The sequence below is a fragment of the Methylicorpusculum sp. genome, assembly GCF_030651835.1.
In the GTDB taxonomy this organism is placed as follows: Bacteria; Pseudomonadota; Gammaproteobacteria; order Methylococcales; family Methylomonadaceae; genus Methylicorpusculum.
Genome location: NZ_JAUSBX010000090.1, coordinates 95,596 through 115,597, shown reverse-complemented (window position 1 = coordinate 115,597; position 20,002 = coordinate 95,596). Strand labels below are relative to the sequence as shown.

Genomic DNA, 20,002 nt, shown 5'->3' with positions numbered 1-20,002 from the left:
TTACGGTGGTGGTGCAGGGACGCACCGTCATCAATCTCTGTCAGTGATGATCTATTCCCTGACGGGTCTTTTTTCGAGTTTTCTCTGCAAGGTTCTGCGGTGCATATTGAGTGCGCGAGCGGCTGCTGATATGTTTCCATCGTGTTGCATCAGGACTTTTTGCAGGTGCTCCCACTCCAACCGTTTAACCGATAATGGATTTTCGTTAATACTGACAGACGTATCCCCTTCATTTTTGTTGAGGGCGTTAACGATTTCATCGGCATTAGCGGGTTTGGTCAAATAGTGTATGGCGCCCAGCTTGATCGCTTCTACAGCCGTGGCTATGCTGGCAAAGCCTGTCAACATGACTATTTGCGTGTTGCCGTCTAACGAAATCAGTTTCTTCACCAATTCTAAGCCTGATTGATAACCGATACGCAGGTCAATAACAGCATATTCAGGCTCACTGATTTCGGCCATCTTTATGCCACTTTCTACGTCATTAGCAACAATGACCTCGTAATTACGCTTTTCCAATGCGTTTTTAAGCACATTACAAAACGTCTCATCATCATCAACCAATAAAAGACGTGGTTTCTCCAATTCCTGATTCATAGTGATCATCTCTCATAGCAAGCAATGGCAGCACTATTTCTACGCTAGCGCCACCGGTTTCCAAATTTATAAAATCAATCTTGCCGCCGATACGGCTGATTGTGCTGCAGGTTAGGAAGAGTCCTACGCCCATTCCGTGTTTACTGCTGATGACCGGTTGTTTTCGAGCAAGTTCCAGGATGTTATCAGGAACACCCGCTCCAAAGTCTCGAATTTTGATGTAGACATGCTCCAGATCCCAGGAAACATGAAGCTCAATACCGAGATCCGTTTCGGTTGCTTCGGCAGCATTATTGAGAATATTGATCAGCGAGTGGGTCAGCGTGCGTTCTGCGATAATTCTAGCATTCGTGGGTACGCAGGGATTGACGAATAATCTAAGTTTGATTTCCGGTTTATGTGCGCGCCATTGTCGAATGACTTCGTCAATGTATTCTTCAACCAGCATTATTTGTCCGGACTCGGCTCGCATTTCGCCTGCGCTTGCCGACATTACTGACAGTGCTTCTTTACACCGGTTAACCTGTTGCTGCATGATCAGTGTCTTTTGGTGAAGGTCAGGAAAGCGGTGTATAGGATATTCTTTTTCTAACTCATGCGCGACTATTGCAATGGTTCCCAGTGGTGTACTGATGTCATGCGCGGCACTGGCTGCCAGCGTTCCCAATGATACTACGCGCTCATCTCGTAATGCATTTTCCCTGGCTTCAGCGAGCGTTCGTTCTTGAGCTCTCAGTGTTCTTGCCAGTTCAACAACAAAAAAAGCCACCAGACCCGCACTAAATACAAAGCCGAACCACATGCCAAATATATGCAGATTAAAATAATGATGGTCCTTCAGTTCATGAGCTTTGCGAAGTATTTGATAATGCTCTTTAGCCGAATGCTGCATATCGGCCTGGTAAATTTCCAGTGCGGCTATATCCGGCTCTATCGACGGCATATGAGGTTCGATAGAGGGTAGTGGTATGTTGTAAGCAATCAGGATGGTATACATGGATGTCGTTAAAATGACCATATACCAGGCATAGTTATGTGGCAACATGATCGCTGTGATGATTAACGGCATCAAAAAGACCCAAATAATAGGGTTAGATGCCCCGCCTGTCAGATAAAGCAGGGAAGCGATACCTAAAACATCAATGACGAGTTGTGAAAATATTTCGAGTTCGGTGACAGGATCATCTGTCCTGAGGCGCATCCAGGTATATAAATTGACTGCTCCAATGGATAAAATTACAAGCCAAAGCTGCTCATGCGGCAATCTTATGTTTAACCCCTGAACTGAAATGATGATAAGTAAGGCTTCACCGGCCATCATCAGGTTTCTGAGAATGAATAGCCATTTCAGGTTTTGGCGAGCTGATATTTCTGATTTAGGCAATACTTGAGAAAACATGTTTGTTGGCCTGATGCATAAACGGATTAAATATTTTATAGCTATCGTACTTCAACTCGGTAAATCAGTAATGAATTTTATGGTGTTTGAATATTATCTCGGCATATATACTGGTTCTGGGTAGTTTAGAGAACAGGATTTAAGCGATGTTGAATCCCTTATGCCCGGTAAGTCGGCGCAGTTTGGGGGCTTAAATAGCCAGGATACTTCCTTGTTATTGTGAGTGCGACAATATGTCACATTTTTTCTTGCAAATAGTGTTGCTATTATTAACCTAACTTTTAAGGGAACCAATTTGACCCCTCAGCTAAAAGTTGCGTTATATCCTTCCTAATATCTTTATAAGCGGTTTTTTTGAACCGCTTTTTTTTGCCTGAAATTTGGCAATTGATTATCTTTCTATGATTCAAAACAAACGCCTATGCCTTTTAAACCACAATATCCGTCCGGGTTTTTGTGAAGGTATTGCTGGTGATATGTTTCAGCATAATAAAATATATCAACAGGTTCTATTTCAGTGGTAATAAGGGGTAATCCGCTTTGAGTTAATCGGGTTTGATAATGTTCTTTTGACGCCAATGCAGTATTAAGCTGAGTATCCGAATAAGTATAAATACAGGATCTATACTGAGTGCCGGTGTCATTTCCCTGCCGCATTCCCTGAGTAGGATTATGAGATTCCCAGAAGATTTTAAGCAAGCTTTCGAAACTGATGTCGTCAGCAGAATAGACCACAAGAACTACCTCACTATGCCCCGTTAGACCGCTGCATACTTCTTCGTAAGTCGGGTTTTTGGTATTGCCGCCGGAATAACCCACTGCGGTGCTGAATACGCCAGGGGTTTGCCAGAATTTTCTTTCTGCTCCCCAGAAACAGCCCATGCCAAACAGTATCGTTTGCATGTCTTGTGGAAAAGGCGGCGCAATGGGATGCCCATTAACGCAGTGCTTGTTGATAATGGGCAGCGGTTGGTCGCGGCCCGGCAATGATTCAGAAGATAATGGTTTTGACAGCTTCTGGTTTAAAAATGAGAACATGGTTATTTCCTCGCTGAACAGGGATCAAAGGTGTTGATTTAGGCTGGTTATCCGCCACTTTGAGACACATATTCTCGTTTATCGTTCATGCTTGTCATGGTGGCGCTAAATTAAGGTAAGAATCCGGGATCACTTTTTATAACTGTATGCATTTTGATTCAAATGTTTAAACGCATATCATTTTTTTATAAAAAGTCAATGCTGTAGTCTGCCGGGATTAGGCGTTAGCCTGAAGGGATTAGCGTGAATAGACTCATTCTGCTGTGTTATTTGCCTCATTCTTAAGCTGAAAAAATGGTGCAAATCTCGGGTTTTCGTTGTCAACCCCTTGGTTTATCTAGCTTTGTCCGATAGTGATCAAGGCAAAATGATAATATACCTTCAATAATTGTGCCAATGGCTGTGGCATATCGTCACGCGTCAATATGCCACATTTGCATAACCACTCGCTGATACTACACTATTTAAAACTCTTGATTGACGTAACTTTGTTGAGTATTCAAGGGTTGATAACCTTCCTCATTACATGCGGTTGATTTATTTAACCGCATTCTTTTTCAAGACAGAGGGTACCCATGAAAAGAAATTACCAACAGATTGATAATTCAATACCTTTAGTCCAGGAAGAATTGATTGCCCGCACCGCCTACCATGAGGCAGGGCATGCGGCGGCCATTCATTTGAGTAACCGTCTAAAAAATCTACCACCGGTATTTTTTCAAATCACTATTGGCAATTTATGTTCAGAGGAAGGGGCAAATCATGACGCATTGGAACGGTCAAAATCGAATTGGCTGGCAACGGTTGAAGGTGGGCATTTAATCGGCAGTTTGCCGGTATCGGTTATAGAAAGTAGCCGTTATTTTTCCGATCATCAATTGCACGCTTATCAAGTCGCTTATGAGGCGGATATTATCAATATATTGGCGGGACCTTTGGCTGAAGCCAAGTATGTCGCTCAATTGGATGATGAATGCTTTAATGCAAGACTGATCAATGTGGAAGCCCTTAAGTATTACGGGGGATCATCAGATCTTGAGCGAGTAGCAGAGTATTTGGATGGGTTTATCGGAGATAAGGATAAACGCCTAGAAAAGCTCAATAGCCTGTTTTTAGAGGCGTTTAGGTTTGTAGATCATCCCTATCACTGGTATGCGATTAGTCAGCTGGCTGATCATATTCTTGAAAACGAAAAGTCCTTGATAAGCTGCGAAGATGCTATTGATGTTTTGGATGATGCAATGCTGAAGATCAAGACTTTATATTTTCGTTGAATACAAAAAGTCATCGCCGAAGCCCGCGCTTTAAAAAACCGGCAAGCATAGGTTGATGTTTAGCTTGGCAATCCGAAGCCTTGCGGAAATCCCGGACATCATCCCTGCAAAAAATTTCTGAGCATATCGTGGCCATGCTCGGTCAAAATCGATTCCGGGTGAAATTGTACACCCTCAATCGGCATCGTTTTATGCCTGACGCCCATTATTTCATCAAGATTGCCCTGTTCGTCCTCTGTCCAGGCTGTGACTTCAAGACAATCGGGTAAACTCGCCTGATCAATCACTAAAGAATGGTAACGCGTTGCGGTAAACGGGTTATTCAAACTTTTAAATACGCCCTGATTCTTGTGATAAACCAAAGACGTTTTGCCGTGCATAATACTTTTGGCATGGATAATATGGCCGCCAAAAGCATAGCCGATACTTTGATGGCCCAGGCAGACGCCCAGAATCGGCAGGCGTCCAGCGAATTTAAGGATGGCTTCCACCGAAATGCCGGCCTCCTTGGGCGTGCAAGGTCCTGGAGATATGACGATTTTATCGGGCGCAATGCCTTCGATATCGGCGATACTCGCTTCGTCATTGCGGACCACGATGACCTCGGCATCCAGTTCACCCAAATACTGCACCAGGTTGTAAGTGAAGGAGTCGTAATTGTCGATCATCACTACTTTTACACTCATGACGGATCTCCTTCCAGCCCAGCCTCTGCCATACTGACCGCTCGAAAAATAGCCCGGCCTTTATTCATCGTCTCATCCCATTCGTTTCTTGGCACCGAATCGTAAACAATTCCTGCACCGGCTTGAATATGTAAAGTTTGATCCTTGATCACTGCTGTTCGTATTGCAATGGCGGTATCCAGATTGCCGGACCAGGCGATATAACCCACAGCGCCTGAATAAACTCCTCGTTTGACGGGTTCCAGTTCATCAATGATTTCCATGGCTCGTATTTTTGGCGCGCCGCTGACCGTGCCTGCCGGAAATGTAGCAGCCAATACATCAAAGGCGTTTTTGCCTTTTTTCAGTTGTCCTGTGACGTTGGAGACGATATGCATGACATGCGAATACCGTTCCACGATCATTTTATCAGTGAGTTGCACTGAGCCTATCTCCGCAACGCGTCCTGTATCATTGCGACCCAAATCGATCAGCATCAAATGTTCGGCCAATTCTTTTGGATCAGCCAGCAGCTCCTGTTCCAAAGCCAGATCCAGCTCGTACGTCGCACCGCGAGGACGGGTGCCTGCTATGGGCCTGACCGTAACAGTTCCTTCTTCCAGTCGCACCAGGATCTCAGGCGAGGAACCGACGATATGAAAATCGTCCAGATTTAAAAAGTACATGTACGGGGAAGGATTAAGGCAGCGCAGGGCGCGGTATAGATCCAGAGGTGAAGCGGTATAGGGGATGGATAAGCGTTGCGACAATACAACCTGCATAATGTCGCCATCAAAAATATAGTCCTTGGCCTTGAGCACTGCATCTTCAAAACCCTGTTGCGTGAATCCGGAAACAAAATGCGATTCTTCAACGTGTTTGGGGGGCTTGTTTGATTGCGGTCTGGCTTTTAATTCCCGCAACTTGGAGGCCAATTCACGAAGCCGGGTCAATGCATTGTCATACGCGTTGTCCTCTTCCGGATTGGCGTGAGTCAGCAGCAGCATTTTTCCGGACAAATTATCGAAAACCAGCATTTCTTCCGAAACCATTAACAGGATATCGGGCGTGCCCAAAGGATCCGGCTTATTCGATGATTCCAGCCGCGGCTCTATATAACCGATAGTTTCGTAGCCGAAATAACCCACCAGCCCGCCATTGAATCGAGGCAGGGATTTGATATCCGGGACACGGTAACGTTCTTTGAAGGATTCAATCCATTCCAAAGGATTAGTGTGCGTAGCCGATTCCTCAATTTGTCCGTTATGCTCAACTTCGATCTTATGGCCGTTGATTTTGACGAGGGTGCGGCAAGGCAATCCGATAATGGAATAGCGGCCCCACTGTTCTCCGCCATGCACGGATTCAAACAGATAGGAATAAGGTCCGTCAGCCAGTTTAAGATAAGCGCTGAGCGGCGTGTCCAAATCAGCAAGAATTTCCCGGCTGACAGGGATACGATTGAAGCCCTGTCGGGCGTATTGATTGAACTCTTCGCGTGTCATTGCAGATATCGTTGGTTTATGTTCAGTCTTGTTGTAACAGTGACGTTTCTTGTCCGTACGAATAAAATTTAACCGGTCCGGCCGGCTTTCAGCATAACGCGAGGTCAATTTCCCTTGTACTTACGGGTCACTTGCTTTTAGTTTCAGCATTATAACTTTTTTTTGGTCTTTCGCTCTTCGTTATACAATGCCAATCAACAAAATCATCCGGGTATTTAAAAGCAATGAAACTGGCAACATTTACTTTTAAGGGCAAGACCCGGGTCGGGGCGGTTGTGGGCGATTGGATTGTGGATAGTTTGGGTGTAAAGACCATACCTGAAGACATGATTGGATTTCTTGAGGGGGGGGCTTCCTCTATCGATGCCATGCAGCAATTGGTAGCGAAAAACACGCAGCGCATCGCCTTAGCGGACGTAATCTTGCAAGCGCCGGTGCCACGGCCCCGCAAGTTTCTGGGTGTGGGTCTTAATTACGCAGATCATATTGATGAGACTGAACTGGAAAAACCCGAATACCCTACATTTTTTACCAAGCAAAGTTCCTGTGTCATAGGACAGGGTGCTGCGATTCACCGGCCCAAAGTGTCCGAAAAACTGGATTATGAAGGGGAGCTGGCTTTTGTCATTGGCAAACGGTGCCGTCACGTAGCCGTTGATAAGGCCCATGAAGTGATCGCAGGCTATACGATTGCAAATGATGTGTCGGTGCGCGACTGGCAGTTTCGTTCCGCCACCTGGACGTTGGGAAAGTCGTTTGATACCCATGGGCCATTGGGACCTTGGCTGGTTACGTCCGATGAAATAGGCGATCCGCATCAATTGGCTCTGGAAACCTGGCTGGATGATGAAAAGCGTCAGTCATCCAATACGCGGCATATGATTTTCAACTGTTTTGAGATGATCGCTTACTTAACCCAGGCCATGATGCTGGAACCCGGCGATGTCATTACAACAGGCACGCCAGCCGGAGTCGGTGTAAAAATGAAACCGCGAGGCTATATGAAGCCCGGGCAAACGGTGCGTGTCAGCATTGAGAAAATAGGTACGCTGATAAATCCGGTAATCGCAGAGCCGGACAGCATCTTTCCGGTAGAATAAATAGGCAGGCCCGCTTTTCTTGAAAGTTTAATCAGTCAATAACATTACCAAAAAGCTGTTTTTTAACGTTCTTGATGTTTTTGACAGGATTGGCTTCCGGCAATAAAGGAAACAGCACGGCCAATTTCAAACCGCCAAACCTTGATTTATCCATGTGTAACTCGGCATCGTGCAACAAAGAGATACGTTGAACCATCGATAGACCCAAACCCGTGCCCTGAACCTTGTTTGCGGTTTCTATGCACCGGTAAAATCGTTTATAGGCATCGTCATATTGCTCAATGGCTATGCCGGGCCCCGAGTCTTCAACACATAATTCCAGCGCTTTTCTTTGCGTCAGACTGATCACAATCTTGCCGCCTCTTGGCGTATATTTAACGGCGTTGTCCAGGATGTTTCGGATCAGAATGCCGATCAACGGAACATTGACTTTCACGTAAGCCACGCTGTTGTGCTCAAAACTCATGCTGATTTGCTTTTTATGTGCTTCAGGCTCCAGTTCGGCAATAATTTGTATCACTTCGCGGCTTAATTCAACATATTGTTTGTTCAGGTAAGTAGGGTCTGACTCTATCCGGGAAAACGTCAATAGTTGCTGCACCATGTTGGTCATTCTTTTGACGGCTTGTTCAATGCGTCCCAATGCTTGCTGCCGCATGCCTTCATCAGACGTTTTCATGGCTACCTGCGCTTGGGTCAGCAGTCCCGCCAGCGGTGTTTTTAATTCATGTGAGGCATCCGCAGTAAAGCGCCGTTCGTTTTCAAACGCTTTTTCCAATTGCAGAAAAAGTGTATTGATCTCTTCAACGACAGGGACAATTTCAGTCGGTAAGTGCCGCGTTGACAAAGGTTTCAGATAATTCGCCTCACGCCTGGCAAGTTGCTGGGTCAGACGATTGACCGGTTTTAACGCACGCCTGACGATCAGGCCGATGACAACGCCCAGAAAAGGTAAGCTGAATAACAACGGTTTGATCAGATGGCTGACTATTTCATCTTTTAACTCGCGGCGCACATCGTCCCGTTGGCCCACATGGATGATGTATTCATCCTTATCATCCGAAATACTGAAGACATGCCATAAATAGCCGTCAATTTCCATTTTGGTAAAGCCGTTGAGCGAATCCGTCATGGGTTTGACCGGCGCGGTTCGCGAGCGCAAGATCAATCCTTCCGTCTTGGAAATCAGCTGAAAAGCAATTTTTTGCGTGTATTTGGAATTAAAAGTACTGTGGGTCAAAATTTTCTCGGGACTGTCCAAATCCCACAGTTCATTTAAAGAACCTTCGTACAGCAAGTGGCCGACGAAAGAATAAAGAGCATGGGCCGATTGAGCTAATTCCGCGTCGAAAAGCTTAACGACTTCGTCCCGGGTGAGCCGGTAACTGACATAGGCCGTAACACCCCAGATCAGCGCGGATGCCGAGAGCAGTGTAAACAGTAAAATATTCCGTAGCGAATATTTCATTCAGCTTCATCAATGATGTAACCTACGCCGCGAACTGTCCGGATGAATTTGGCGCCCAGTTTTTTTCGTAAGTGATGGATATGGACTTCTACCGAATTGCTTTCAATTTCAGATCCCCAGGAATAAAGGGCTTCTTCAATTCGCGCGCGAGAAATCACCCGGCCGATATTGCTCATTAGAAAATTCAAAATGCCAAATTCTTTTTGGGACAAATCAATACGTTTGTTTTTGACAGTTACGACATGCGAAGCCGGGTCCAGCACCACGCCCTGATGTTCGATTTGCGGGACGCTGCGTCCTGACTGTCTTCTTGCCAGCGCCCTGAGTCGTGCGCAGACTTCCGATAATTCAAAGGGTTTGGCCACAAAATCATCAGCGCCGCTATCCAGTCCTTGAATGCGGTCATCCACCGTATCTTTCGCTGTCAAAACCAGAACAGGCGTTTCATCCTTGCGTTTGCGCAATTCTTTTAACACATCCATTCCTTCCATTCCCGGCAGGTTAAGATCCAATACCACCAGTTCATAAGAATTCGTTTTCAACGCCTCATTAGCGAGATTGCCATCCATGACCCAATCCACTGCATAGCCTTCCATAGTCAGGCCGGCCTTGATGCCATCGCCTAAAATTTCATCATCTTCTACTAACAAAAGTCGCATAGGTATACTCAGAGTTTATAAATTTTTATCAGAATACGAAACCAAAATCAGTCCGTATTCAATTTTCCTGTTTTCATCCTTTCGAGTAGATAAGCCAAACAGGTTATTAATAGTGCCGATCCCAGCACGGTCAATGACGCCAGCATATTATTCAGCCATTCCGGGGCAACTAACAACATTATGCCCAGGTTCAACATCATTAAGCCGGATAATAATTTCAACAGGCGCCCTTGTTGCTCTGTCAATTTTCTACTGCCCAAGGTCAGGGTATAGATCACCACGATGACGAGTAGCGGTATGACGTAAACCATATTATAAAGTGCCAGATAAGCATAATAAGAGGGGGTCGATAAGGCGTGTAAGGTCAAAATGCGGGTGTAAATCATGGGCAGGCCCGCTGTGCATAAAAGTTCGTAGCTGTTTGCTGCTATGGCCAATACCACCGTCGCCCCGACCATGGCGGGCCAGTTTCCGGCCTGCAGGATTGAGCGCATACGTTGAAAAAGCATGGGCTTGGCCGATTCGGGAATGCTCAAGGATAGCCCTTGTTTGAAGAAAAAATAATCCTTGATATTAATCCCTGCAATTAAAACCGCGATAATGCCGGCCAGCGCGGTAATTAGTTCCAGTTGTTGCGTCATTAAAAAAAGGTTGAGCCAGGCGGCCATGAATATAAAATACATGCCGCCGGAAAATACCACGAATATTCCGCCTATGATTGCAATTCGCTGCCTGCTGTGGCCATGCGCGATAAGACTTAGCAGGAACAATAAGACAAAAAAGGCGCAAGGGTTGAAGGCGTCCAGCGCCGCAATAAACACCGTCATGAACGGCAGTGAATAAGCCTGATAATCAATCGTGCCCAGCAAAGGCAAAGCCAATTGTGTGGATGCTGCCTGGCCCGCGTTGGACTCATGGCATTCGATCAGCTCGCGTTCCAGTTCTTTACCCATTCGGGCCGGACTGTCAAAACCCACCCGGATACGGTCACAAAAAATAAACCCGGGTATCGCGTTGGCCGGATCATTGAGAGCTTTAGCCATCGTGATATAACGCTGCACATTTTCCTGATTATTCATCAAATCGTAGCTTTTTACGCTTAGCCAGTCATATCGCGCGTCCAGTTCCTCGATAAACGGTTTCGCCTCAAGGCAGTGAGAACATCGATGAGACCAGAAAAAATTAAGTTCAATAACGGATTCTGAGGATTTTTCAGCGCTATAGCCGACGTTGAGCCAAGCCCCTAAAACCATCACTAAAAACACTGGAAATTTCATAACGGCACCTGTACTTGCGGAGATCCAATTTTATAACGTCTGCAACTCATCAGTCTTTTTTTATCCATCTTCCCAGCAATTCTCAGTTTGATCGTTTCGGCGTCATTTTTGGCTGGGAAAAGCCTTTTGAGGAACGCCGTAAACCCTTCCATGGGGGCTTGACAGCAGCATCCCTGCTGCCGACATCCTCAAAAAGCTTCTCCCAGCCCTTTTTTCCCTTCAAATTGAGAATTGCTGCGATCTTCCGAAACACTTGCAATATCAAGGATAATTCTAAAAACAGCAGATAGTTCGCGAAATGTTACCTGCAGGGATTTAGGTAATTGCCGTATGGGAGTTAAACCGCTTTGTTAAGCGGTAAGCTGACAGGGTAAAAAAAGATTACGGACTTGTTCGAGATCATTAAAAAGTTCAACGGGCAAGGATGGTCAATCGATCGTTTTTGTGGCAGGATGCAGGCATGCATTCTACTTGGGACAAAGATCATACTTCAATAAGCATTCAATCCCCGCGTAAATCTACGAACATCCTCTTATGGACGATATTTGTTAATTCCTTGCTTAACCAATAACTAAACACTCAGTATTTTATTACTCAATTACACCATGGAAATCAAACAAGCACTGCAGACACTCCTGGAAAAACGTTCATTATCCGGAGAGCAAATGCGCGACATGATGCATTTAATCATGACCGGTCAGGCATCTGATGCACAAATTGCCGCCATTTTGGTTGCGCTACGCTGCAAAGGTGAAACGGTGGAAGAAATTGCGGCCGCAGCCCAGGTCATGCGAGATTTGGCCGATCATGTCAGCGTGACCGGCGAGCATGTGATCGATACCTGTGGAACAGGTGGCGATGGGGCTCATACCTTTAATATATCAACCACAGCCGCATTTGTAGCAGCGGCGGCAGGTGCTCAGGTTGCCAAACACGGTAACCGCTCGGTTTCCAGCAGCTCCGGAAGTGCGGATGTTTTGGAGGCGGCAGGCGTAAATCTTGATCTTGGCACCGAACAAGTCAGTCAGTGCATCAATACAATAGGAATCGGCTTTTTATTTGCCCCCAAACATCATGGCGCCATGAAGCATACCATCGGACCCCGCAGGGAAATGGGGGTCAGAACTTTATTCAACTTGCTGGGTCCCTTATCCAACCCCGCATCTGCCCCCAATCAGCTGATCGGTGTATTTGGTAAGGAATGGCTTCGACCCATGGCGGAAGTGTTAAAAAAATTGGGTAGCCGTCATGTGCTGGTGGTCAATGCCGAAGATGGCTTGGATGAAATCAGTATTGCCTGTTCCACTCATGTGGCGGAACTTAAAAACGGCAATATCAACTGCTATTCGATCACCCCCGTTCAGTTTGGTTTAAAGCGCGGTCAGCTCAGTGATTTGATCGTTGATAATGCGGCATCCAGTTTAAAAATGATGAAACAAGTCCTGGATAATCAGCCGGGTGCAGCCCGGGATATTGTTGCATTAAATGCCGGAGCCGCCATTTATGCCGCCAATCTGAGTGATAATTTACAGTTCGGCGTGCAAAAAGCCTTGCAGGTCATTGCCAGTGGCGCAGCAAAAGCCAAGTTGGATGCCCTGGTTGAATTTTCCAATAACATAACTAACAAGTCATCATGAGCGATACTCCGGATATTCTGAAAAAAATTCTCGACACCAAAGTTGAAGAAGTGGCAAAACGCAAACTGAGCGCCTCGATAGAGATGCTCAAGGACCTGGCCAGCGGTGTTGAAAAGCCGAGAGGTTTTTATAAGGCTTTACAGTATCAGGCGGCTACCCGAAAACCAGCCATTATTGCCGAAATAAAAAAAGCCTCGCCCAGTCAAGGCGTCATTCGCGAAGATTTTCAGCCGATTTTGATCGGTCAGGATTATGCGATGAATGGCGCTACCTGCCTCTCTGTTTTAACCGATAAGGAATACTTTCAAGGTTCGGAAGTGTATTTGCAAATGGTCAGAGAGCGCTGTCCGCTGCCGGTGTTGCGTAAAGACTTTATGATCGATGCTTATCAGGTGTTTGAAGCTCGAGCCTTGGGGGCAGACTGTATCTTGCTGATCGTTGCGGCATTGGATGACCCCGCCCTGCATGCGCTGGCGGACACCGCGAGCGAACTGGGCATGGATGTGCTGGTTGAAGTGCATGATGCCGATGAAATGACCCGCGCCTTAACGCTGGACACGCCTTTGATCGGTATCAATAATCGTAACCTGCGGACCTTCGAGACCCGTTTGCAGACGACCCTGGATTTAAAAGCGCAGGTGCCCGATGACCGTTTGATCATTACTGAAAGCGGTATTCATACACCTGACGATGTCAAATTAATGCTGGATAACGGGATATACACTTTTCTGGTTGGTGAAGCGTTTATGCGCGCCGACAGTCCCGGCCGGAAAATGCGCGAGTTGTTTTCTTTATAGACACTTTTACCGGGAAAGGCTGCCCTTTCCCGGCAACAGTTTGCTATAAAAAGTGACTCTTTACCCTGGCTCCGCCACGCCTGATTTTCGGAATACACTCACCCTCAATACCCTTGGAGTCCATCATGAAAAAAATCGTTGTCAATTCGCCCGTTGTCGAAATGGATGGTGATGAAATGACCCGGATTATCTGGCATTTCATTAAACAGAAGTTAATTCTGCCTTATGTGGATGTGCCTATCGAGTATTACGATTTAGGTATTGAGCATCGTGATGAAACCGAGGATCAAGTCACAATTGACGCAGCACATGCGATCCAAAAATACGGTGTCGGAATCAAATGCGCGACAATAACGCCGGATGAAGCACGGGTTGAAGAGTTCAATCTGAAAAAAATGTGGAAATCGCCAAACGGTACCATCCGGAATATTCTGGATGGTACCGTGTTTCGCGAGCCCATCATTTGCGAAAATGTTCCCCGTCTGGTGCCTAATTGGACAAAACCGATTTGTATCGGCCGTCATGCCTTTGGTGATCAATACCGCGCCACTGATTTTGTTACAAAAGGTAAAGGCAAGTTGCAGATTACCTTTACTCCGGATGATGGCAGTGAAGAACAAAGCTTTGAGGTCTATCATTTTGAAGGCGATGGCGTGGCCATGGCGATGTACAACACCGACGAATCGATTGCCGGTTTTGCACGCAGCTGTTTTAACGTTGCCCTGGACAGAGAATGGCCGCTTTATTTGTCCACTAAAAATACCATTCTCAAAAAATATGACGGCCGTTTCAAAGATATTTTCGAAGCCATTTATCAAGCCGAATATCGTGAGCGCTATGAAGCCAAGGGTATTGTCTATGAACATAAGTTGATCGACGACATGGTTGCTTCCGCTCTGAAATGGAACGGCGCCTTTGTTTGGGCCTGTAAAAACTACGATGGCGACGTGCAGTCCGATACCGTGGCTCAGGGCTTTGGTTCGTTGGGCTTGATGACCTCGACGCTGGTGACTCCGGATGGAAAAACCATGGAAGCGGAAGCAGCCCACGGCACCGTGACCCGGCACTATCGCATGCATCAGCAAGGTAAAAAAACCTCTACCAATCCTATTGCTTCAATTTTTGCCTGGACACGCGGGTTAGCTTTTAGAGCGAAGCTGGACAATAACGAGGCTTTATCCCATTTTTGTGAAACCCTGGAAAAGGTCTGTGTCGATACTGTCGAGGCAGGGCAGATGACCAAGGATTTGGCATTGTGCATTTATGGGGATGATCTGAATGACACCCATTATCTGACGACAGAAGATTTTCTTGAAGTGCTCAGGGTCAATCTGGAAAACCGTTTAGGGTAATGCTTAAAAAACTGTTAGCAGCAGCTGGCGTGTTGGCTTCGGCTGCTGTTTTGTATTATTTCAACAAAGCTCCTGAACGGATTGAAGTTGAGTTCTACACGGTTAAAGCAGGAGAGGTGTCGGCCACCGTATCCAATACCCGCGTGGGAACGGTCAAAGCCTGTCGGCGCGCCTATCTTGCCCCGGCAACCGGGGGGCAAGTGGCTGGTCTGCATGTAGAAAAAGGCGAGGCGGTCAAAAAAAACCAGCTGTTGCTGGAAGTGTGGAATGCCGACCTCAAGGCTCAGGTTGAACTTAACAAGGCTAAGATCAAAACCAGCTATACCGATGCCGAACAGGTGTGTCAACGAGCCGCGGGGGCGGAACGTGAAGCCGCACGATACTCCAAGCTGCGCTCGCGTAATCAGTTTATTTCCGAAGATCAGCTTGATAAATCGGTTACTGAGGCCAAAGCACAAAGGGCTCAGTGCCTGGGTGCCGAACAGGCCATTGAAGTCAGCAAGGCACAGCTTACGGTTGCTCAAGCCGCTGTCGAACGCACGTTTATCACCGCGCCGTTTGACGGTACCGTTGCCGAAATCAATGCCGAATTAGGTGAATTTGTCACGCCTTCTCCTCCAGGCATTCCGACCTTACCCGCCATTGATTTGCTCGATTTGAGCTGCCTTTATATCTCCGCTCCGATTGATGAAGTGGATGCCGGACGAATCAGACTCGGGATGCAGGCCTGCGTTTCGCTGGATGCTTTTCCGGAAAAACGCTGTACCGGCAAAGTGTCAAGGATCGCGCCTTATGTCCAGGAAAAAGAGAAGCAAGCCCGAACCGTTGAAGTTGAAGTCAAGGTAACCGATGCCGATGATTTAATGGTCTGGCTGCCGGGGTACAGCGCGGATATTGAAGTGGTGCTGGCTGAAAAGCAGAACGCTCTGCGCTTGCCTGCCGAGGCCATCATGGAAAATAACACAGTTTTACTGATTGCTCAGCATGACGTACTCGAAGAGCGGACTTTTGTGCCGGGACTGAGTAATTGGAGTTTTACCGAAATTGCATCCGGCCTGCAGGAAGGTGACAGAGTCGTTACGTCGATGGGTAAAGAGGGCGTTGCCGCGGGTGTTAAAGTTCGTCTTGCGCCATGATTCAACTGGAAAACATCCACAGACGCTTTCAGGTCGGTGAACAAATCGTCCATGCCTTAAGCGCTATCAATCTGACGATTACTCAGGGTGAGTATCTTTCCATCATGGGGCCTTCAGGTTCAGGAAAGTCGACGCTGTTGAATACCATCGCACTGCTGGATCAACCTTCATCCGGACGCTACTTTTTTAATGGCCGCGACGTGACCCTGCTAAGCGATGATGAGCAGGCCAAAGTTCGGAGGGAAAATATCGGTTTTGTGTTTCAATTTTTCCACTTGATTCCTCGTCTATCCGCTGCCCAAAATATTGAAATGCCGATGATTTTGGCAGGCATCTCGCCTAAAGAGCGAAAAGTGCGGGTTAAAGAAGGGCTTGCTGCCGTCAATTTGCTGGATAGGGCAGAGCACAAGCCCGACCAGTTATCCGGAGGACAGTTGCAACGCGTTGCCATTGCCCGTGCCATGAGCATGAAGCCTCAACTTTTGCTGGCGGATGAACCCACCGGAAATCTTGACAGCCAATCAGGCAAGGACATTATCGAATTGCTGGAAAAGCTTAATCAACAAGGCGTGACATTAGTGATAATTACCCACGACCCCACTTTAGGCAGTCGTGCGGGACGCAAGATACGTCTGGTCGACGGACAAATCCAAAATTAGCTTATTTTCCGGATTCCGCTTTGTTTCATCCAGGTTGCCTTGATTAAATCAAAAGCGGGGGTAGCTTGGTAGCACAAGTCAGTTTTATCACGATCAGGTAAAAGGAGTCGCTATGAGTCAGCTGTGTGAAAAAATACAAAGTCTGTTTAAAACGGATCAACAGGAAACCGTTACTATTGAGCCTGAAGATCACTTAATTACGACAGCCGCCGTACCTCACGGAGACGAAGCCGAATCGATTCATCCCGGCAAGAGGCGATTAAAGGAAAACTATACCAGCCATTGGGATTTGGATTATCTGCCCACCCTGGAAGTTGACCGGATTATGACTGAAATCAAGCATCGACAAGACGGATGAATGGAACAAGCGCTGCAAAACTCAGATAGCAGCAAACAAATTTATTTAGGCGTAGTGACTCGTCCTGCCTTGTAATAGGCTGGACTGAATCGCTGGCAGAATCTGCTCCATCAAGCCGCGAAGCTGAGTAGGGTAGATAGATCCTGCAATCTTAAGTCTAAGGCGGTGGTTCGTTGATAACCAGCCAATAAAGGCCTAATTGCTTGATGGTTTCTGCAAAATCTGTGAAATTAACCGGCTTGCGAATGTAACTGTTGGTACCACAGTCATAACCGGCGGTAATGTCTTCCTCCTGGCCTGACGAGGTTAGAATCACTACCGGAATTCGCCGGGTGCGCGGATCGGCGCGAAGCCTGCGCAGCACTTCCAAGCCACCGATTTTGGGCAGTTTTAGGTCAAGCAGTATGAGTACCGGTAGATCACTGAAATTTCGGGTACTGTATTCACCGTTACAGAAAATATAATCTAATGCGTCCTGTCCATCCTCAGCAACGACCAGGGGGTTGCTGATAGAGTTTTTCACCAGTGCCCGGCGGGTCAAGCTGACATCGCTGGGGTTATCTTCAACGAGTAAAATTGTCTTGGTATTCAAGCTGAGTCTCCAAGAGTGAAGAAGAACGTGGCACCCTGGTCCAGGTGAGCTTCGGCCCAAATCCTGCCATGGTGGCGGTGCACGATGCGCTGAACTGTTGCGAGACCGATACCGGTTCCCGGGTATTCGCTGGCTTTATGCAGGCGCTGAAAGGCGCCAAACAGATTTTGCGCGTGAGCCATGTCAAAACCAACGCCATTGTCGCGTATCACGAATAATTGGTAAGGAGTATTGCTTTTCTTATCTCGCTCAATGATATGGAAAAACTCAATTTTAGCTTCGGAACGCAGTGCCGTGAACTTGCAGGCATTGCTGAGCAGGTTGGTCAAAACGACTTCCAATAAGCGGGCATCGCCTCGTGTTGAGAGGTTTGATTGAATAACAAACTCAATCTTGCGCTCCGGTTCCGCCCGTTGCAAGCGTTCTGAGACAGTTTGAGCAATAGCGCTTAAATCAACCTGTTCATTGTTTAATTCGCCGCGGCTCACGCGCGACAACAGCAACAGGTCGTCAATCAACTGTCCCATGCGTTGCGTTTCTGATCGAACCGTCTCCAGATAGCCCTGAGCCTGTTCATCCAGAGTGTGTCCATAGTCTTCCAGTAATGCCAGACTCCAGCCGTCAATGCCGCGTAACGGGGCTCGCAGGTCATGCGACACGGAGTAGGCGAAGGCTTCCAGCTCCCGGTTTGCGATTTTCAGCTGTTCTTCGTAAGTTTTACGTTCGGTTATATTACGGGCTGCGGCAAAGACGCCGGCTACATGGCCCGATTCATCTTGGTAAGCCGTTGCGTTATAAAGCACATCGGTCACGTAACCCGAGGTATGGTAAATAGCCAATGGATAATCCATGACAAAACCCTTGGCATAGACTTCCTCGTAAACCTGGCGCGCTTTATCCGGTTCCGTGAAATATTCGGAAAAATCACTGCCGATCAATTTCTGACGTTCGACACCGGTTATTTTTTCTGTTGCAACATTGACGTCCATGATTTTTCCTTCGGTACTGATAGTGACCAATGGGTCCAGGCTTGCCTCAATCAGGCTGCGGGCATATTGAGCCGATCCTTTATATTTGTTATTCGCTGTTTCAAGTTGCTGAACAGATGGCGCTTTTAAAGCAGAAGGCATAATTATCCACAGAACAATCGCGGTTGTCAGTGACAGAATGGCGGTAATGATGCGTACCAGTGCATCTGTCCAATAATTGGGATACCAAATATTAAGCACATCGAAAAAATGGGTCGTTCCACATGCCATCACAAACAGGCCAAATAAAATAATTAGCCAGCGGTTTTGAATATCAGGGCGGCGTTTGGCAAAAAACCAGAGGGCGAAAGGGATGGAATAGTAAGAGGCCGCAATAATCAGGTCAGAGGTGACAAATACCCATAACAGCAAGGGGTTCCATAGCAGGCAATAACCGTGCGGCATCAGATTTGAGGTGTCAAACCACTGACTCACAACACTCAGCATTTTATCTATTCTCTACTTAATCGTTAACTGTGCCGGGATTGGCATTCTGGAAAGGCTTTCCCAGGCTTGGTGCGCAATTCATTGGCTTCCGATCGGAATTGGCCGGCGCGTTACACCCTGTCCTGCATGGGGAAGCTAATTTAAAACCTTTTAATAAATAAGGAAATGGATTCCAGTATAGCAAGGATATCGGTGATAAACAGGCTGCATTTTGCAGCAAAGCCTTGTTAGCGCTAATGCCGTCCGTAGCGCCGTTAGAAGGTGAAGTTCAGATTGGTAAACCAGACATGGTTATAAACATCCGGCGCTCCAAAATTATTCACATATTGCAACTGATAGCCGGTATCAATATTGATTTGCGGCGTTAATTTATAACCAACTCCCGCGTAAGACCGGTTTTGATTGATTCCTGGCTGGACTGAGGTCTCGCGAGCACTGTAATTTAACGAATTAAAATAAACAAACAATTCATCCAGGGCAATCAGGTAGGCCTTGGTGTCGGGAATGGAATAGACAAAACGGAAGCGGTGACGCACACGGTACGCCACATCGGCATCGACAAAAAATCGCTCTTCAAAGCGTAACCGGTACTGAAAATTAAGTTCCGGAGTGAGGTTATGAATCCATTGTAATTGCTGCATGACATCATGGGTGGCGTTATCGAATTTAATCGAAGATGAATCATTGTATTCACCATGCCACGTGTATCCCAGCCAAAGCTGGAGCTCTTCGGTCAATTTATAGCCTACTATCGGGCGGATCAGTAATTGACTGAAGTCGTTATTATCGTTTTTAGAGCGAGGGGCCAGTTCCAGAAACGCCAGATAATGACTGCCTCCAAAATCGGTTTGATAGGTGTTACTGAGCCAAATGCTGGAGTCATCATTGGAATCAGCGCAAACTGCCGACGAAAAGAGAAGAGATAAAACTAACGCCGAGATTTTTTTCATCGAGCCCAAGCCTTCAAAGGTAATTTATAATGGGAATTATTGTAACTAATTTAAGGGATTTAGC

General features: G+C 46.7%; 19 protein-coding genes. 8 read left to right on the top strand and 11 right to left on the bottom strand.

What is annotated here, in order from left to right:
- Positions 1 to 51: 51 nt before the first annotated feature.
- The 3 genes from Q7V32_RS12005 to msrA form a co-directional block, all read right to left on the bottom strand.
- Positions 52 to 597, bottom strand: coding sequence for a response regulator transcription factor (locus Q7V32_RS12005; RefSeq protein ID WP_304897215.1), 546 nt, complete (start codon positions 595 to 597; stop codon positions 52 to 54).
- The gene (locus Q7V32_RS12000; RefSeq protein ID WP_304897214.1) at positions 557 to 1,996 is read right to left on the bottom strand and encodes an ATP-binding protein; all 1,440 of its coding nucleotides are present in this window, start codon (positions 1,994 to 1,996) and stop codon (positions 557 to 559) included. Before Q7V32_RS12000 ends, Q7V32_RS12005 begins: the two co-directional genes overlap by 41 nt.
- A gap of 399 nt (positions 1,997 to 2,395) precedes the next feature.
- A complete protein-coding gene (gene msrA / locus Q7V32_RS11995) occupies positions 2,396 to 3,034 on the bottom strand; it encodes a peptide-methionine (S)-S-oxide reductase MsrA (RefSeq protein WP_304897213.1) in 639 nt (212 codons plus the stop codon).
- A 575-nt stretch (positions 3,035 to 3,609) separates the two neighbouring features.
- Between msrA and Q7V32_RS11990 the strand changes: the two genes are divergently transcribed.
- A complete protein-coding gene (locus Q7V32_RS11990; RefSeq protein ID WP_304897212.1) occupies positions 3,610 to 4,308 on the top strand; it encodes a hypothetical protein in 699 nt (232 codons plus the stop codon).
- Between the two features lie 98 nt (positions 4,309 to 4,406).
- Here Q7V32_RS11990 and Q7V32_RS11985 read toward each other — a convergent pair whose 3' ends face one another.
- On the bottom strand, positions 4,407 to 4,994 hold the full coding sequence (locus tag Q7V32_RS11985; protein ID WP_304897211.1) for an aminodeoxychorismate/anthranilate synthase component II: 588 nt from the start codon (positions 4,992 to 4,994) through the stop codon (positions 4,407 to 4,409).
- A complete protein-coding gene (gene trpE, locus Q7V32_RS11980; RefSeq protein ID WP_304897210.1) occupies positions 4,991 to 6,478 on the bottom strand; it encodes an anthranilate synthase component I in 1,488 nt (495 codons plus the stop codon). The genes Q7V32_RS11985 and trpE overlap by 4 nt, the downstream gene beginning before the upstream one ends.
- Positions 6,479 to 6,702: 224 nt before the next feature.
- Between trpE and Q7V32_RS11975 the strand changes: the two genes are divergently transcribed.
- On the top strand, positions 6,703 to 7,578 hold the full coding sequence (locus Q7V32_RS11975; protein ID WP_304897209.1) for a fumarylacetoacetate hydrolase family protein: 876 nt from the start codon (positions 6,703 to 6,705) through the stop codon (positions 7,576 to 7,578).
- A 31-nt stretch (positions 7,579 to 7,609) separates the two neighbouring features.
- On the opposite strand, the gene Q7V32_RS11970 is transcribed toward Q7V32_RS11975, so the two are convergent.
- The 3 genes from Q7V32_RS11970 to Q7V32_RS11960 are packed head-to-tail and all read right to left on the bottom strand — an operon-like array spanning position 7,610 to position 10,982.
- Positions 7,610 to 9,046 carry an ATP-binding protein gene (locus tag Q7V32_RS11970; protein ID WP_304897208.1) on the bottom strand — a complete coding sequence of 479 codons (1,437 nt, stop codon included), beginning with the start codon at positions 9,044 to 9,046 and terminating at the stop codon, positions 7,610 to 7,612.
- Positions 9,043 to 9,705 (bottom strand): response regulator, encoded by a 663-nt coding sequence (locus tag Q7V32_RS11965; RefSeq protein WP_304897207.1) that lies wholly within the window; start codon positions 9,703 to 9,705, stop codon positions 9,043 to 9,045. Before Q7V32_RS11965 ends, Q7V32_RS11970 begins: the two co-directional genes overlap by 4 nt.
- A 47-nt stretch (positions 9,706 to 9,752) precedes the next feature.
- The gene (locus tag Q7V32_RS11960) at positions 9,753 to 10,982 is read right to left on the bottom strand and encodes a hypothetical protein (RefSeq protein ID WP_304897206.1); all 1,230 of its coding nucleotides are present in this window, start codon (positions 10,980 to 10,982) and stop codon (positions 9,753 to 9,755) included.
- A gap of 605 nt (positions 10,983 to 11,587) precedes the next feature.
- Between Q7V32_RS11960 and trpD the strand changes: the two genes are divergently transcribed.
- The 6 genes from trpD to Q7V32_RS11930 all read left to right on the top strand — a co-directional run bounded on the left by trpD (position 11,588) and on the right by Q7V32_RS11930 (position 16,921).
- Complete coding sequence (trpD, locus tag Q7V32_RS11955; RefSeq protein ID WP_304897205.1) at positions 11,588 to 12,619, top strand: anthranilate phosphoribosyltransferase; 1,032 nt, start codon at positions 11,588 to 11,590, stop codon at positions 12,617 to 12,619.
- Entirely contained in the window at positions 12,616 to 13,416 is an 801-nt protein-coding gene (trpC, locus tag Q7V32_RS11950) for an indole-3-glycerol phosphate synthase TrpC (RefSeq protein WP_304897204.1), read from the top strand. The genes trpD and trpC overlap by 4 nt, the downstream gene beginning before the upstream one ends.
- 125 nt (positions 13,417 to 13,541) lie before the next feature.
- A complete protein-coding gene (locus Q7V32_RS11945) occupies positions 13,542 to 14,768 on the top strand; it encodes an isocitrate dehydrogenase (NADP(+)) (protein ID WP_304897203.1) in 1,227 nt (408 codons plus the stop codon).
- Positions 14,768 to 15,904 carry an efflux RND transporter periplasmic adaptor subunit gene (locus Q7V32_RS11940; RefSeq protein ID WP_304897202.1) on the top strand — a complete coding sequence of 379 codons (1,137 nt, stop codon included), beginning with the start codon at positions 14,768 to 14,770 and terminating at the stop codon, positions 15,902 to 15,904. Before Q7V32_RS11945 ends, Q7V32_RS11940 begins: the two co-directional genes overlap by 1 nt.
- Positions 15,901 to 16,563: an ABC transporter ATP-binding protein gene (locus Q7V32_RS11935; RefSeq protein WP_304897201.1), complete on the top strand. Its 663-nt coding sequence runs from the start codon at positions 15,901 to 15,903 to the stop codon at positions 16,561 to 16,563. The genes Q7V32_RS11940 and Q7V32_RS11935 overlap by 4 nt, the downstream gene beginning before the upstream one ends.
- A 112-nt stretch (positions 16,564 to 16,675) precedes the next feature.
- A complete protein-coding gene (locus tag Q7V32_RS11930; protein WP_304897200.1) occupies positions 16,676 to 16,921 on the top strand; it encodes a hypothetical protein in 246 nt (81 codons plus the stop codon).
- A gap of 157 nt (positions 16,922 to 17,078) precedes the next feature.
- Here Q7V32_RS11930 and Q7V32_RS11925 read toward each other — a convergent pair whose 3' ends face one another.
- The 3 genes from Q7V32_RS11925 to Q7V32_RS11915 all read right to left on the bottom strand — a co-directional run bounded on the left by Q7V32_RS11925 (position 17,079) and on the right by Q7V32_RS11915 (position 19,938).
- Complete coding sequence (locus tag Q7V32_RS11925; protein WP_304897199.1) at positions 17,079 to 17,513, bottom strand: response regulator; 435 nt, start codon at positions 17,511 to 17,513, stop codon at positions 17,079 to 17,081.
- Complete coding sequence (locus tag Q7V32_RS11920; protein ID WP_304897198.1) at positions 17,510 to 18,988, bottom strand: ATP-binding protein; 1,479 nt, start codon at positions 18,986 to 18,988, stop codon at positions 17,510 to 17,512. Before Q7V32_RS11920 ends, Q7V32_RS11925 begins: the two co-directional genes overlap by 4 nt.
- 254 nt (positions 18,989 to 19,242) lie before the next feature.
- A complete protein-coding gene (locus tag Q7V32_RS11915; RefSeq protein ID WP_304897197.1) occupies positions 19,243 to 19,938 on the bottom strand; it encodes a DUF2490 domain-containing protein in 696 nt (231 codons plus the stop codon).
- Between the last annotated feature and the right edge of the window lie 64 nt (positions 19,939 to 20,002).

What these genes read in the sequence shown, in the direction of transcription:
- Q7V32_RS11935 (WP_304897201.1), top strand. Translation starts at nt 15,901, where the DNA reads ATGATTCAACTGGAAAACATCCACAGACGCTTTCAGGTCGGTGAACAA.
- Q7V32_RS11945 (WP_304897203.1), top strand. Translation starts at nt 13,542, where the DNA reads ATGAAAAAAATCGTTGTCAATTCGCCCGTTGTCGAAATGGATGGTGAT.
- msrA (WP_304897213.1), bottom strand. Translation starts at nt 3,034, where the DNA reads ATGTTCTCATTTTTAAACCAGAAGCTGTCAAAACCATTATCTTCTGAA.
- trpE (WP_304897210.1), bottom strand. Translation starts at nt 6,478, where the DNA reads ATGACACGCGAAGAGTTCAATCAATACGCCCGACAGGGCTTCAATCGT.
- Q7V32_RS11940 (WP_304897202.1), top strand. Translation starts at nt 14,768, where the DNA reads ATGCTTAAAAAACTGTTAGCAGCAGCTGGCGTGTTGGCTTCGGCTGCT.
- Q7V32_RS11975 (WP_304897209.1), top strand. Translation starts at nt 6,703, where the DNA reads ATGAAACTGGCAACATTTACTTTTAAGGGCAAGACCCGGGTCGGGGCG.
- Q7V32_RS11915 (WP_304897197.1), bottom strand. Translation starts at nt 19,938, where the DNA reads ATGAAAAAAATCTCGGCGTTAGTTTTATCTCTTCTCTTTTCGTCGGCA.
- Q7V32_RS11920 (WP_304897198.1), bottom strand. Translation starts at nt 18,988, where the DNA reads ATGCTGAGTGTTGTGAGTCAGTGGTTTGACACCTCAAATCTGATGCCG.
- trpC (WP_304897204.1), top strand. Translation starts at nt 12,616, where the DNA reads ATGAGCGATACTCCGGATATTCTGAAAAAAATTCTCGACACCAAAGTT.
- Q7V32_RS11985 (WP_304897211.1), bottom strand. Translation starts at nt 4,994, where the DNA reads ATGAGTGTAAAAGTAGTGATGATCGACAATTACGACTCCTTCACTTAC.
- Q7V32_RS11970 (WP_304897208.1), bottom strand. Translation starts at nt 9,046, where the DNA reads ATGAAATATTCGCTACGGAATATTTTACTGTTTACACTGCTCTCGGCA.
- Q7V32_RS11930 (WP_304897200.1), top strand. Translation starts at nt 16,676, where the DNA reads ATGAGTCAGCTGTGTGAAAAAATACAAAGTCTGTTTAAAACGGATCAA.
- Q7V32_RS12005 (WP_304897215.1), bottom strand. Translation starts at nt 597, where the DNA reads ATGAATCAGGAATTGGAGAAACCACGTCTTTTATTGGTTGATGATGAT.
- Q7V32_RS11960 (WP_304897206.1), bottom strand. Translation starts at nt 10,982, where the DNA reads ATGAAATTTCCAGTGTTTTTAGTGATGGTTTTAGGGGCTTGGCTCAAC.
- Q7V32_RS12000 (WP_304897214.1), bottom strand. Translation starts at nt 1,996, where the DNA reads ATGTTTTCTCAAGTATTGCCTAAATCAGAAATATCAGCTCGCCAAAAC.
- Q7V32_RS11965 (WP_304897207.1), bottom strand. Translation starts at nt 9,705, where the DNA reads ATGCGACTTTTGTTAGTAGAAGATGATGAAATTTTAGGCGATGGCATC.
- Q7V32_RS11990 (WP_304897212.1), top strand. Translation starts at nt 3,610, where the DNA reads ATGAAAAGAAATTACCAACAGATTGATAATTCAATACCTTTAGTCCAG.
- trpD (WP_304897205.1), top strand. Translation starts at nt 11,588, where the DNA reads ATGGAAATCAAACAAGCACTGCAGACACTCCTGGAAAAACGTTCATTA.